We start from the raw sequence: 13,411 nt of genomic DNA on the forward strand, positions 1-13,411 counted from the left end.
GTGGTCGCATGTAATCAGTATGAATGCATTTGTACGGAATGTCCACGATATCATTTTCCTGACATAACAATTCGCCCTCAAGCTAATAATGATAAAGGCTCAACAATCAGAACCGCCAAGTGCGGAATTTACGTCAAAGGGGTGGTGAATGATGCCAGCTAAATCAGGGCAACGCGGTTTTCGTACCAATACGTCCCCGTTGTCCATAAGTGAGAAGGACTATCAGAGTGTTTCCCAAAAGCATGAACCGTCCAGAAATTTATTTGCCAATTGTGTGCGCGCTTTTCTGGTTGGGGGCGTCATCTGTGTGATTGGGCAGGCGATTCAGGAGGCTTTTATGGCAGGCATGCACCTTTCTGCCAAAGACGCTGCTGCGCCGACTTCATCCATGATGATTTTGCTATCAGTCATATTAACCTGCATCGGGGTCTACGATAAGATTGCCCAATGGGCGGGAGCGGGAACCGCTGTACCCATTACAGGTTTTGCTAACTCGATGTGTTCGGCGGCATTGGAATATCGTTCCGAGGGACTGGTGCTCGGAGTGGGTGCAAATATGTTTAAGCTTGCAGGCTCGGTTGTCGTATTCGGGGTTGTGGCCGCATTTGTCGTGGGTGTTATCTATGCCATCCTCGGTTTGGGGGGCCATCACTAATGAAAAGACAGGGAGGACAAACCTGGAAATTTGAGTCGAGACCGCGCATCATTGGGAGTGCAACCGTTGTAGGTCCGGATGAAGGTGAGGGGCCGTTGTCCACAGATTTTGATTATATTTATGACAATATCGAAATTAACGAGAAAACGTGGGAAAAAGCGGAACGCAGACTAATTGAACATTCTACTGAGCTGGCACTAATAAATGCCAATTTAAACAAAGAGGAAGTACAGTTTTATATCAGTGGTGATCTGATGAATCAGATTATCAGTAGCTCCTTTTCAGCCAGTAAGCTGGGCATTCCTTATCTGGGTGTTTTTGGAGCCTGCTCAACCTCAATGGAAAGCTTGGCCTTGGCCGCGCTGATTGTGGATTCAGAGGCGGGCGACTACGTGTTGGCGGGTACGACTAGTCATAATTGTACGGCCGAGAAGCAGTTCCGCTACCCTAATGAATACGGATCACAGAAGCCTCCCACGGCCCAGTATACCGTTACAGGTTCTGGCGCTGCAGTTGTGGGACATGCCAAGTCAGGTACGGTGGTGGATTGTGCTACCATTGGGCGCGTTATGGATATGGGCATCAAAGACCCTTTTAATATGGGGGGAGCCATGGCTCCGGCAGCGGCAGATACGCTGTTGTCTCATTTTCGGGATACAGGCCGGGACCCTGGTTATTATGATCTTATTGTAACGGGGGATTTGGCCTCAGTGGGGCTGCCGATTGCCAAGGAGCTGCTCAAAAAAGATGGATACGATATGATTCAGACGGAATTTAATGATTGCGGTTTACTAATTTATGATATCAATAAGCAAAAGAAAGTCATTGCAGGCGGCAGTGGTTGCGGATGCTCGGCTGTGGTAACCTATGGCCATCTGTTAAAGCGGATTGAAAAGGGAGAACTGAAAAAGGTACTGGTTGTGGCAACCGGGGCTTTGCTATCTCCTTTGTCTACACAGCAGGGTGAAAGCATCCCCTGCGTTGCACATGCTGTAGCTTTCGAAGCGGGAGGACAAGTATGATATATCTATGGGCTTTTTTAGTTGGTGGTGCCATTTGTGTCGTGGGTCAGTTAATGATGGATTGGCTTAAAATGACACCGGCACATACGATGAGTACGTTGGTGGTAGCAGGTGCCATTGCAGATGGCATCGGGATCTACGATCCGCTTATCAAATTTGCAGGGGCAGGTGCGACGATTCCAATTACCAGTTTTGGCAACTCGCTCGTACACGGCGCCTTAACCGAATTGGAGAAGGATGGATGGCTTGGGGTCATTACAGGGATTTTTAGTTTGACTAGTGCAGGGATTTCTTCGGCGATCATTTTCTCTTTTCTGGCATGCTTGTTTGTTCGTCCAAAGGGAAGTATATAATTTAAATATGACATAAGTGAAGTAAATAAGTATATACGAGCCCTTCGGTCTGATGACCGGAGGGCTTTTGACATGCTGTACATACGGCATGATACGAAGGAAGGATACGTTTTGAAGGATATGGGAAAGGAGTTAAGTGTACTCTGTGCCCGCCTTCATGTACAATAATAGGAAACATGTTGCTATCTAGGAGGTTTACTGAGTTATGCCCGTACGTCAAGAATCTGCGCAGATTGTATCTGCAATCCGTTCGAATCTAGAATCATGCATATTAGGAAAATCCTTTGAGATAAAATTACTGCTTACGGCTATGCTGGCGGGTGGGCACATTCTGATCGAGGACGTTCCGGGTACGGGAAAAACGCAAATGATCAAGGCTCTAGCCAAATCCATGCGCGGTGATTACCGCCGTGTCCAATGTAATCCTGATATTCTCCCAAGTGATATTACGGGGGTTTCCATATTTCATCCACGGGATGAACGTTTTTATTTTCGTCCGGGTCCTGTGATGACAAATATTTTGCTGGCGGACGAAATTAACCGCGCCACGACGAAAACCCAATCGGCTCTGCTGGAAGTGATGGAAGAGCGCAGTGTGACAGTGGATGGGGAAACGCATATGTTGCCTCATCCTTTTATGCTGTGTGCGACACAAAATCCGATTGATTTTGAAGGCACTTATATGCTGCCGGAAGCGCAGTTGGATCGTTTTATGCTCAAAATCAGCCTGGGCTATCCTGACATGGAGACAGAGCGAAACCTGCTGCTTCATCATCAGGTAGGTCAGCCGGCAGACCGTCTGGAGGCTGTAGCCCATATGGAACAGATTGCTGCGATCCAGCAGGAAATCCGAGAAATCTATATGGACGAGGCAGTGACATCCTATTTACTTGATATTGTGCGTGCGACGAGAGAACATCCATCAGTGCTGCTGGGAGCCAGCCCGCGGGCAGCGCTTGCTTTTGTAATGGCCGCCAAGGCGTACGCGTTTTTGGACAACCGTGATTATGTGCTGCCTGATGATGTAAAGGCGCTGGCACCCTATGTGCTGACGCACCGTTTGTTGCTTCGTCCCGAGGCGCGTCTGGATAACTCGAACGCCCAGTCCGTGCTTCAGGCTGTTCTTCGGCAGGTTCATGTACCTGTACGGATGGAGCGTTCTTAGAGAATGAATATGGTCAAAAGAAAACGCAGGATTCCCCGTCTGTCCGGCCGCATCTGGCTTCTGATGGTCATATGGGTGGTATGCCTGCTGTATTTGTTGTTTCAGGGCGGAAAAACGTCAGTGATGCTGTTGTGTATGGTTACGCTGATGGGTGTTTATTTATGGATCGTTGGTCTGAGCGGGGTCCGCCGTGTTCAAGGCTCACGGCAGCTGTCGCATGGCTCGGAGTTTGGCGAGCTGCTGCATGCGGGAGATCAGGTGCATGTTAAGCTGAATCTGCGTATCCCCGGCTTTCTTCCGTTGCCGTATATCATTGTCCGCGAGGTTCTCAAGCGACATACAGGCGAGTCCTGGTCGTTTGAGGACAGCGTCATTCCCAGTCTGAAGGGGGGCGGGCAGCTTACATTCCAGACTCCTGCTTTAGAGCGGGGAAGCTACCATTTTGAGGAAACCGAATGTGTCAGTGAGGACATCTTCGGCCTGTTAGAGCACAAAGGCAGGTTGAACGCACGCGGTGAATTTCGGGTACTGCCCCGAACGGTGTTCATCCCGTATTGGCAGGTAAATGATCGTCGCTCAAGGATGTCCGGGCCGCAAAGGGTTCAAACTCGAACACGGCGTGAAACGACGCAAATTAACGGTGTGCGAGACTATGTATATGGAGACCGGTTTTCACGTATTCACTGGAATGCGACTGCTCGTACAGGTAGCTGGAAATCCAAGGAATTTGAGCATGAAACAGTTCCCAAAACCATGCTTGTACTGGACCTGCAAACGAAGCATTATATAAACGCTGACCAGTTTGAACTGGCTGTGTCCTCTACCGCTTCATTGCTGGAATATGGCGGACGGGAGCGAATGGGGGTCGGCCTGTGCACGGCCGGAGAGAAAGGCATTGTTTTTCAACCCAGTGAGCAGATGATGGAACGACAACGGATGATGCATCATTTGGTAGACATACACATGACTTCACAAGGCAGCCTGATGGCTGCTGTCGAGAGCAGCGTACGTCAATTTCCACAAGGCTGCTATTTTGTACTGGTCAGTCCGTTGAAGGATCAGCGGGCGCTGGAACTTCTTCGCTGGGCTGATACCCGGGGGATGACTCCGTGCCACGTTCAAATTGGAGAAGGCTCCGCTGAGGTAAAAGCTGAAGAATGGCTAAGCATGCTTCGTACAAGGGGAATACAAGGCTACCATATTTCGAGCCTTGAAGAGCTCCCGGCTGTGATGGGAGGAGGGACACGATGAAGAGCTGGTTACAATCGTTGAAGGGTTCATGGGCGCTGGCCTTTACCTTTTTATGGATTATTATTATTGCCATGCAATGGGTGTCCTTTGCTTCCGAATTGTGGATGGAGGAGACCAGAACACTTGTATTAATGACCATTACGATGCTGGCTCTGGTGAAAATTTTATTGCCATTCCGACCATGGATTGAATTTATCATTAAGGCGGCGACGCTCTTTTTTATCTTGTATCGGACACTCGTGGCCTACTCAATCATCATCCCTTTCGGGGGTGCAGCCAACCGCTTGGATCAATTCATATCGAATATGTCCCCTTATATTTGGTTTTCTTTGATTGCTTGGCTGATCATTGAAATGGTGCCGCTCATTGTGACGACCAAGCAGCGGATTATCGTATTTGTAGGTATCAATATTGCTGCGCTGGCAGTGCTTGATTCATTCACACCAACGGTGCTCTGGGAGGAAGTAGCCTGGATCGTTTTTGCCGGTATGGGCTGGCTGGTAACGCAGCATTTGCAGTATTTTCGCCAGCATTATCCACAAGGCTGGAAACATATTCGCCGCTATCCGTATAAAATCGCAGCCAATATTGCGGTCATTTTCGCGCTGATTATTATGGTTGGCGTGAATATGCCTGAGGTACAGCCCGCCTTGACAGACCCCTATACGGCGTGGACTCAGCGGAATAGCTCTACTACTGTCGGGATCAACAATGGTCCTGGGGCGATGAATCAGCGGATGAGCACTGCGTCGGGCTATAGTCGCCAGGATAATCGTTTGGGTGGAGGCTTTAATTTTGATTATTCTCCCGTTATGACCATTATGACCAATCAGCGAAGCTATTGGCGGGGGGAGTCGAAACGGATCTATTCAGGTACAGGCTGGAGTGATGCCGGCAACGATGATCAAACACTAAATGATGTGTCCATGACCGCAGAGCTGGAAAATACACAGGAAACGCGGCATTCGACCGAGCAGGTCGTTCAAACGATTACGATGCAAAATGATCAGAGCTATCCGGTTCTGTTTGGCGCCTATTCGATCCATCGTGTTCAATCTGTCGACAGAGATTCTCGGGCTAATGGGTTGCGTTGGAATCCAGAACAGTCAGAACTGCTTTGGAGCGCAGGCTCCCGAAGAACCGCTTATCCCAAAACGTATACCCTGGTATCCTATGTGCCTGTAATTCCCGAGAAAGTGCTGCGTACAAAAACCTTTAGTGATCTATATGGGGCAAACAAACAGGAAGCTTACTTGCAAATTCCAGATGAGTTGCCGCAGCGAGTGCGTGATTTGGCTAAAAACATAACGTCAACAGCCAAAACGCCGTATGAAAAGGTCGGACTGCTACAGAAGTATTTACAGCAAAATTATGCATATACCAATAATCCGGACCTCTCACGAAAAAGAAGCAACGATTTTGTAGATGCTTTTCTATTTGAAATCCGAGAGGGCTATTGCGATTATTACTCGACTTCGCTAGTCATGATGGCTCGTTCGATTGGGGTTCCGGCCCGTTGGGTCAAAGGATATGCGCCTGGTCAGCAGACGTTTTCAGATGAAGCAACAACGGACGATGCTGGTGAAAATATGTCCTCTTACTCTGTAACAAATGCGGATGCCCATTCCTGGGCGGAAGTATATTTGGGTGAATACGGCTGGGTTCCTGTAGAAGCTACGCCGGGCTTTGATATGCCGTTGCTTACCGAACAGGAGGATACAAAGACACCTGATGCCCCCGAGGTCAAAGATCAGCCTGAACCGGAACAGCCTGGACAGACTCCTCAGGTTAATGCAGAGGAAGGGTTAAAGATTCATCCGGCCTTTATAGCTGTGGCGGCTGCAATCCTTATGCTGTGGGCTGCATATATTATTTGGCGTAATCGCGCGGATATCCACTTTTACCTGCTGCGCTTGCGCAGAGGGAAGCCGCTGACCCCAGATGAAAAGGTAATTGTCGAAACAGAACACTGGTTAGGGTACATGCGAAGAAAGGGATTTGGGCGTGCCAGTCACGAGACGCTGCGAGAATCGGTTGACAGATGGTCGATAGAAGCACCGGAACGTGCGGCCATTTTACAACAGCTGCTCAGACGGTTTGAGCAAGCGCGTTATAGTCCATCTTCAGTAACCGCGGAGGATTGGCGTCAGGTTCGAAAGCAAGTTTCCCTGTTGCATAAGGAAGGACGGACAAGACGATGGGCTGGACGAAAAGCTGCGCCAGATCAGAAGGATAAAGTGTAGTCATTTTCTCCAGGCTCAAATGCCGTCGATTTTATAATCTTTATCTATAGGCTGGGTAAAAAAGCTGTCCGTTTGTTGCGGATAGCTTTTTACTAAGCCATAGTAATATGGTATAGTTTGTCGTATGAAACTGAGGTGACCGACGTTGTTTGAAATGCTCATGCCCAAATTACGGGTGAAAACCGTCTTTGATATTGATCTTGAAGGCTTGTATGCTCAAGGATATCGCGGCATTATTACGGATCTGGATAACACGCTGGTTGGCGCAAAAGCGCCGAACGCGACTCCCGAGCTGGTGGCCTGGTTCGAAAAGGTCAAACAGACGGGTTTTAAGCTTGTCATCGTGTCCAATAACAATATGAACCGTGTATCCATGTTTGCTACACCTTTGGACATTGAATTTATACATGCTGCACGGAAACCCTCCAACTCGTCCTTTCGCAGAGCCATTCGTATGATGGAGCTTACTCCGGAAGAGACTATTATGGTCGGGGACCAAATGTTGACGGACGTATTAGGTGGCAACCGACTGGGATTGCATACGGTGTTGGTGTTGCCGATATCCATCCATGATGAGGGAGTTATGACCCGCTTTAATCGGCGGTTGGAGCGAATCGCGCTCACAAGGTTACGTAAGAAAGGCTTATGGCTTGAGGAGGAAAAGAAGAATGACTGAAAGACCTGACGGCGGAACTGTCGTCAAATGTAGCGGCTGCGGTATCACAATGCAGACTACTAGCCCGGAGCTCCCGGGGTATATTCCGGAAAAATTGCTTACAAGGGAGCCTGTTATCTGTCAGCGCTGCTTCCGGATCAAAAATTATAATGAAACGTCTTCGGTGACAGTGGACCAGGACGAGTTCCTAAAGCTGCTCAGTCAGATTGGGGACAAGGACGCACTCGTCATCCACATTGTAGACATCTTTGATTTCGAAGGCAGCTTGATTTCCGGCCTGCAACGTTTTGTAGGCTCCAATCCGGTTATACTGGCTGTCAACAAGACTGATTTGCTGCCTAAGGTAACGAATTGGAACAAGGTTCGTAACTGGGTACAAAAGCAAGCGAAGGAGCAAGGGCTGCGTACGGCAGATATTGTACTGTGTTCGGCTAAGAAAAATCAGGGCTTTGACCGTTTGCTGGATGTAGTATCCGAGCTGCGCGGCAACCGGGACGTATATGTGGTCGGTGCGACCAATGTGGGTAAATCCACTCTCATTAACCGCTTGATTCGTGATTATAGCGATATGGAACAGGAGCTCACAACGTCCCGTTATCCGGGAACCACACTCGATATGGTGAATATTCCACTCGATGACGGCAAGCATATTATTGACACGCCAGGGATTGTATACCCTTGGCGGTTCAGTGAAATCGTTTCCCGCCGGGATTTGAGCGCCATTATGCCGGACAAGCCACTGAAGCCTGCTGCTTATCAACTGGATTCCGGACAGACCTTGTTTTTCGGCGGCATGGGCCGATTTGATTTTATAGAAGGTCAGCATCAATCCTTTACCTGCTATATTAACGGTGGGTTAAAAATACATCGCACGAAGCTGGAGCGGGCGGATCAACTGTTTGCTGATCATGCCGGGGAATTGCTCTCTCCGCCAACGCGCGATCAATTGGCAGAAATGCCGGAATGGACGAGACATGAGTTCCGTGTTCCCCGTAAAGCTCCATCGGACATCTATATTTCCGGTTTGGGATGGATCAGGGTGAATAGCGACAGCGGAGCTCTGGTAGCGGTTCATGTCCCTCGGGGAATCCGTGTCCTTTTGCGGCCTGCGTTGATTTAACGGATGTTGTAAGCCATGTTATAGGGCGGCAAGGAACATGTTCAGGTTCCTGCCGCCATTCATGTATTTGTGCAGCCTAATATTTTGCAGTATGGGAGAGATCAACGATGAGCAGCAGCGGGGAGTCTGGAGCGACCGAGCAAGGTCTTGTACTATTAGGCGTATTGGGGGATCCGATCAAGCACTCCAAATCGCCTCTTATGCATAAAATAGCTTTGCAGGCAGCGGGAATTGAAGGGGATTTTGTACCACTTCACGTCAAGCCGGATCAGTTGGAGGATGCCATGAAGGGAATTCGGGCATTGCATTTCCGCGGAGTCAATGTGACAATTCCCCATAAAGTTGAGGTTATGAAATATCTGGATGAGATTGATGAAGGGGCCAGGCTGATCGGCGCAGTCAATACGATTGTGAATGACAACGGACGGCTGAAGGGTTACAATACCGACGGAATCGGCTATGTGCGTTCCCTTAAGGAAGAGACTTCGGTGGAATTGAAAGGTGCAAAAATTGCCGTTCTTGGAGCCGGAGGGGCTGCTCGTGGCGTGATTCATGCTCTTTTGGAGGAGCGGCCGGAATCGGTTATGATTCTGAACCGAACACGCGACAAAGCTGAGCAACTGGCACAGGAATGGACGACGGAAGCGATTCCAGTAACGGGCTATGCCAACGATGAGGCGAAGAACGTACTTGCAACGGTAGATGTGTTGATCAATACAACCTCGGTGGGAATGTCGCCCTTATCAGATGAGCTTCCACTGGAAACGAGCTTGATTCCGAAGGGAATTATTGTGAGTGATTTGATCTATAACCCGCTGGAAACGAGGCTTTTACGTGAAAGCCGTGAACAACGTGGCTGTATTGTGCATGGTGGCTTGGGGATGTTCGTGTACCAGGGAGCAGTGGCCTTTGAGTATTTTACGGGGATTGCCCCGGCGGTAGACCAGATGAGAGCGGCGGTGCTGAGAAGCCTGTCATAGGTCAGATTTTACATTTAAAATTATGGAAATGCCGCATTGCATATGTGGCGATGAAGGGGTTAATTATACATGTTAACAGGTAAACAAAAAAGATATTTGCGTTCCATGGCGCATCATTTGGACCCGGTTTTTCAAGTAGGGAAAAACGGTACGAATGAGCATCTTATGCGTCACATCAACGATGCGATTGAAAAGCGTGAGCTGATGAAGGTGCAAATTTTGAACAACTGTCTGGACGACAAGCATGAAATTGCGGAAGAGCTGGCTGCGGAAACAGGTTCCGAGCTTGTGCAGATCATCGGGAGCACCATTATTTTGTACAAGGAATCCCGTGATCACAAGCAAATTGAGTTGCCAAGAGGATAAACACGCGGGGAGAATACTATGAAAATCGGTATTATGGGCGGTACATTTGACCCGATTCATATTGGGCATCTGCTGGCTGGAGAGGCGGCAAGGGATGCCTATGGGCTGGATCAAGTATGGTTTATGCCTTCTCATATCCCTCCGCACAAGCATCAGGCGGGGGCAAGCGGTACGGAGCGTCTGGAGATGACGAGAGAAGCGGTGGCGGGTCATCCCGCTTTTGAAGTGCTGGATATTGAAGTGCTTCGCGGTGGGGTATCATATACCATTGACACGATCAAGGAGCTTCAGAAGCTGCACCCTGCGGAGGATTTTTATTTTATTATTGGCGCGGATATGGTCAACTACTTGCCTCATTGGCAGGGAATTGAGGAGCTGGCGCAGCGGATTTGCTTTATCGGTGTCAGACGCCCCGGTTTCCAGCTTGCATTACATGAATTGCCGCATTATTTAGAGAACAGGATATTGCTGGCGGACATGCCAGTGGTGGACATTTCATCCACGGATATTCGGGAACGTGCTGCGGAAGGGCGCACCATTCGTTATCTTGTGCCTGACCGTGTGCATGACTATATTACAAGGGGCGGTTTGTATGAAGTACAGCCGTGAGCAATTGATGGAGGCCGTATCCGGTCAGATGCCTGAAAAACGCTGGAAGCACACGCTGGGTGTTATGCATACCTCCGTGGAGCTAGCCAAGCGTTATGGCGCGGACCCGGAGAAGGCCGAACTGGCGGCTATTCTGCATGATGTAGCGAAATATTGGCCTGTTCAGCAGATGGAAGAAGTAATTCGCAGTCATCCCGAATGTGATCAGGAGCTTTTGAAGCATGACAAACAGCTCTGGCATTCTGAGGTGGGATACTGTGTTGCAGCAAGAGATTACGGGGTAGATGATCCGGAAATACGAAATGCGATTCGCTGGCATACGTCAGGGCGTGTAGGCATGAGCCTGCTGGATAAAGTCGTGTGTCTTGCTGATTACATTGAGCCGGGCCGTGATTTTCCGGGGGTCGACCATATCCGAAAACAGGCCAAAAAAAGTTTGGAGCAAGGGCTTGTCGCTGGATTTGACTCTACGATTTCATTGTTGCTGGAGAAGCAAAAGGTTATTTTTCCTTTGACGGTCTTGTCGCGCAATGACTTGATTCAACAACTAAAACAGAGAAAAACGGAGGTTCATGAATGACCCTTACGAATGAGCAATTGATGCAAACTGCGGTTGATGCCGCTAATGATAAAAAGGCAATGAACATTGTTGCACTGGATTTGCGTGGAGTATCACTTGTCGCGGATTATTTTGTAATCTGCCACGGTAATTCGGATACACAGGTACAGGCGATTGTAACCGAAATTCGCAAACGTGCTCATGATGAAGGTGTAACAATCAAGGGTATCGAAGGTATGGATTCCGCACGCTGGGTTCTGATGGATTTGGGAGATGTTGTAGTGCATGTCTTCCATCGCGACGAGCGTGAATATTATAACATTGAACGACTCTGGTCGGATGCTAAGGTTGTGGAGAAGGTATGAGTCTGATTGCTGGTACTTATGTCACCATTATGGTGGACCGTGAAGTGTCCCCTTTTGGCTACTTTCTCACCGTTGGTGAGCAGGATGTGCTGCTACATTATACGGAGCTTACACGCGAGATCGAGGTAGGCGAACGGTTGGAGGTATTTATTTTTTACGATACAGAGGACCGTTTGGCCGCAACCATGAAAAAGCCGTTCTTGTCGCTGGGCGAAATGGCAAAGCTTGAAGTGGCTGATGTGCACCCGCGCTTGGGATGCTTCCTGGAGATGGGACTGGGTCGCCAGCTTTTGTTGCCGATTCGCGAGCTGCCGGAGAACCGGGACTTGCACCCTCGGGTGGGCGACCACGTGTATGCGATCATGGAGCATGACAAGCAGGGCAGACTGCGGGCTAAGCTGGCAGGAGAGCAGGAGTTGGCTCCGCTGTGCTTCCATGCCCCTGATTCGTGGAAAAATACGTGGGTGCAGGCGACCGTGTACAAGCCGCTTCAGATGGGTACATTTGTCCTGGTGGACGGCGGGGTGCTTGGTTTTGGGGCCATTGGTATGATTCATTCCTCGGAACGTAACCGGATGCTTCGGTTGGGCGAAGAGGTTAAGGTACGGGTCGCGCTTGTTCGTGAAGACGGTCGTGTCAATCTGGCGATGTCGCCGCGTAAGGAAGTGGGCCGTAATGAGGATGCAGATCGGCTGATCGCTTTTCTGAAAGAGCGTCCAGGCGGAGGTATGCCTTATTCTGACGCAACCCCGGCCGACATTATCAAGCAACGGTTTGGCATCAGTAAATCTGCCTTCAAGCGTGCGATGGGCAAGCTGATGAAGGAAGGACTGGTTATACAAAAGGAAAACTGGACCTACCTGGTGGAAAAAATGCCTAAACCGAAGGACGGGAATGAGGAATAAAAAATGGCTTCTTACCGGAAGTTTGCCTATGTATATGATGAGCTGATGCAGGATATGCCGTACCCAGACTGGTTGCGCTTTGCACGGCAGGCTTGGGAACAGTACGGTATGCCGCATACGGTGGCCGAGCTGGGCTGCGGAACGGGCTCCATTACGATCCCCCTGGTTAACTCGGGCTTCGAGGTGACCGGCATTGACCTATCTTCTGATATGCTGGCGGTAGCCCGCCGCAAAATGGAAACGACTCCGCAAGGACAGCGGCTGTTTCGTGAGGGAAGCGTCCGCTGGCTGCAGCAGGATATGCGGGAATGGAGTTTACCCGAGCCAGTCGATTCAGTGATTTCTTTTTGCGATTGTCTGAACTATTTGCTGGAGGAAGAAGATATAACGGCTACGTTTCACAGAACGTATGCAGGTCTTAAGCCCGGCGGAACCTTTTTGTTTGATGTACATCATCCCCAGACGTTTGTACGTTATGATGAAGAGCAGCCTTTTGTATTGGACGAACGCTCCATCTCGTATATCTGGACCTGTGCGCTGGATACGCCACGCTGTGAAATTGAGCATCATCTTAGTATTTTTGCGAGAGCAGAAAATGAAGGACGCGATCTGTATCAGCGGTTCGAGGAAATTCATGTGCAGCGTGCCTATGACCCGGACTGGATGAAGGCAGAATTGTCCAAAGCGGGTTTTCGTGATGTGAAGGTGTATGCGGATTTTGAATGGGTAGAAGCAGAGGATGACGCGGCGAGATTGTTTTATGTTGCTGTAAAATAGTGAGGCTTTATTATTCGAATATGGGAAAAAGAAGGGCGCTTTCATAATGACATGAAGGGCGTGTAGTCCTTATTTGACTTTTTTCGCAGTTTTCAATATAATAGTGCCATTATTAACGGTTAAACAATCGCTGATGAGGAATAGTAGTTTTGTGTGGACATGTAGAGAGCCGGCGGGTGGTGCAAGTCGGTTGACAGCGCAAAGTGAACTCGCCTCGGAGATATGCGCCCAACGCAGGAACGCCCTATACAGGTGTTTATATTCTGTTACTAAACCGCATCGGATCACCTCCGTTATCAGGTGCAAAGGGAGTAGAACGCGAAGAACGCTTTCTGCTAACTAGGGTGGTACCACGGGAATATAAC

General features: G+C 49.3%; 15 protein-coding genes and 1 other annotated feature (1 of these 16 cut by a window edge). All 15 genes read left to right on the forward strand.

Translation table 11 applies throughout. The features are described from left to right. The first annotated feature begins 151 nt into the window (after nucleotides 1-151). The 15 genes from spoVAC (at nucleotide 152) to B4V02_RS08205 (ending at nucleotide 13,046) form a co-directional block, all read left to right on the forward strand. The gene (gene spoVAC, locus B4V02_RS08135; protein WP_094154422.1) at nucleotides 152-655 is read left to right on the forward strand and encodes a stage V sporulation protein AC; all 504 of its coding nucleotides are present in this window, start codon (nucleotides 152-154) and stop codon (nucleotides 653-655) included. Continuing rightward, on the forward strand, nucleotides 655-1,677 hold the full coding sequence (spoVAD, locus tag B4V02_RS08140; protein ID WP_094154423.1) for a stage V sporulation protein AD: 1,023 nt from the start codon (nucleotides 655-657) through the stop codon (nucleotides 1,675-1,677). The genes spoVAC and spoVAD overlap by 1 nt, the downstream gene beginning before the upstream one ends. After that, on the forward strand, nucleotides 1,674-2,030 hold the full coding sequence (gene spoVAE / locus B4V02_RS08145; protein ID WP_007431310.1) for a stage V sporulation protein AE: 357 nt from the start codon (nucleotides 1,674-1,676) through the stop codon (nucleotides 2,028-2,030). Before spoVAD ends, spoVAE begins: the two co-directional genes overlap by 4 nt. A gap of 205 nt (nucleotides 2,031-2,235) precedes the next feature. Next, nucleotides 2,236-3,195 carry an AAA family ATPase gene (locus tag B4V02_RS08150; RefSeq protein WP_094154424.1) on the forward strand — a complete coding sequence of 320 codons (960 nt, stop codon included), beginning with the start codon at nucleotides 2,236-2,238 and terminating at the stop codon, nucleotides 3,193-3,195. A gap of 3 nt (nucleotides 3,196-3,198) precedes the next feature. Next, the gene (locus tag B4V02_RS08155) at nucleotides 3,199-4,446 is read left to right on the forward strand and encodes a DUF58 domain-containing protein (RefSeq protein WP_094154425.1); all 1,248 of its coding nucleotides are present in this window, start codon (nucleotides 3,199-3,201) and stop codon (nucleotides 4,444-4,446) included. Continuing rightward, on the forward strand, nucleotides 4,443-6,689 hold the full coding sequence (locus tag B4V02_RS08160; RefSeq protein ID WP_094154426.1) for a DUF4129 domain-containing transglutaminase family protein: 2,247 nt from the start codon (nucleotides 4,443-4,445) through the stop codon (nucleotides 6,687-6,689). Before B4V02_RS08155 ends, B4V02_RS08160 begins: the two co-directional genes overlap by 4 nt. A 145-nt stretch (nucleotides 6,690-6,834) precedes the next feature. Continuing rightward, nucleotides 6,835-7,365 (forward strand): YqeG family HAD IIIA-type phosphatase, encoded by a 531-nt coding sequence (locus tag B4V02_RS08165; RefSeq protein WP_007431306.1) that lies wholly within the window; start codon nucleotides 6,835-6,837, stop codon nucleotides 7,363-7,365. Next, the gene (gene yqeH / locus B4V02_RS08170) at nucleotides 7,358-8,485 is read left to right on the forward strand and encodes a ribosome biogenesis GTPase YqeH (protein WP_094154427.1); all 1,128 of its coding nucleotides are present in this window, start codon (nucleotides 7,358-7,360) and stop codon (nucleotides 8,483-8,485) included. The genes B4V02_RS08165 and yqeH overlap by 8 nt, the downstream gene beginning before the upstream one ends. Nucleotides 8,486-8,592: 107 nt before the next feature. Beyond that, nucleotides 8,593-9,465, forward strand: coding sequence for a shikimate dehydrogenase (gene aroE, locus B4V02_RS08175; protein WP_094154428.1), 873 nt, complete (start codon nucleotides 8,593-8,595; stop codon nucleotides 9,463-9,465). Between the two features lie 69 nt (nucleotides 9,466-9,534). Next, entirely contained in the window at nucleotides 9,535-9,831 is a 297-nt protein-coding gene (yhbY, locus tag B4V02_RS08180; RefSeq protein WP_025718850.1) for a ribosome assembly RNA-binding protein YhbY, read from the forward strand. 18 nt (nucleotides 9,832-9,849) lie between these two features. After that, nucleotides 9,850-10,440: a nicotinate-nucleotide adenylyltransferase gene (gene nadD, locus B4V02_RS08185; RefSeq protein ID WP_094154429.1), complete on the forward strand. Its 591-nt coding sequence runs from the start codon at nucleotides 9,850-9,852 to the stop codon at nucleotides 10,438-10,440. Then, complete coding sequence (gene yqeK, locus B4V02_RS08190) at nucleotides 10,424-11,020, forward strand: bis(5'-nucleosyl)-tetraphosphatase (symmetrical) YqeK (protein ID WP_094154430.1); 597 nt, start codon at nucleotides 10,424-10,426, stop codon at nucleotides 11,018-11,020. Before nadD ends, yqeK begins: the two co-directional genes overlap by 17 nt. After that, on the forward strand, nucleotides 11,017-11,364 hold the full coding sequence (gene rsfS / locus B4V02_RS08195; RefSeq protein WP_007431300.1) for a ribosome silencing factor: 348 nt from the start codon (nucleotides 11,017-11,019) through the stop codon (nucleotides 11,362-11,364). Before yqeK ends, rsfS begins: the two co-directional genes overlap by 4 nt. Continuing rightward, nucleotides 11,361-12,269 carry a CvfB family protein gene (locus B4V02_RS08200; RefSeq protein ID WP_007431299.1) on the forward strand — a complete coding sequence of 303 codons (909 nt, stop codon included), beginning with the start codon at nucleotides 11,361-11,363 and terminating at the stop codon, nucleotides 12,267-12,269. The genes rsfS and B4V02_RS08200 overlap by 4 nt, the downstream gene beginning before the upstream one ends. 3 nt (nucleotides 12,270-12,272) lie before the next feature. After that, nucleotides 12,273-13,046, forward strand: coding sequence for a class I SAM-dependent DNA methyltransferase (locus tag B4V02_RS08205; RefSeq protein ID WP_094154431.1), 774 nt, complete (start codon nucleotides 12,273-12,275; stop codon nucleotides 13,044-13,046). Nucleotides 13,047-13,167: 121 nt separating this feature from the next. Then, nucleotides 13,168-13,411, forward strand: a binding site (T-box leader) (it continues 14 nt past the right edge of the window).

This window comes from Paenibacillus kribbensis, from assembly GCF_002240415.1.
In the GTDB taxonomy this organism is placed as follows: Bacteria; Bacillota; Bacilli; order Paenibacillales; family Paenibacillaceae; genus Paenibacillus; species Paenibacillus kribbensis.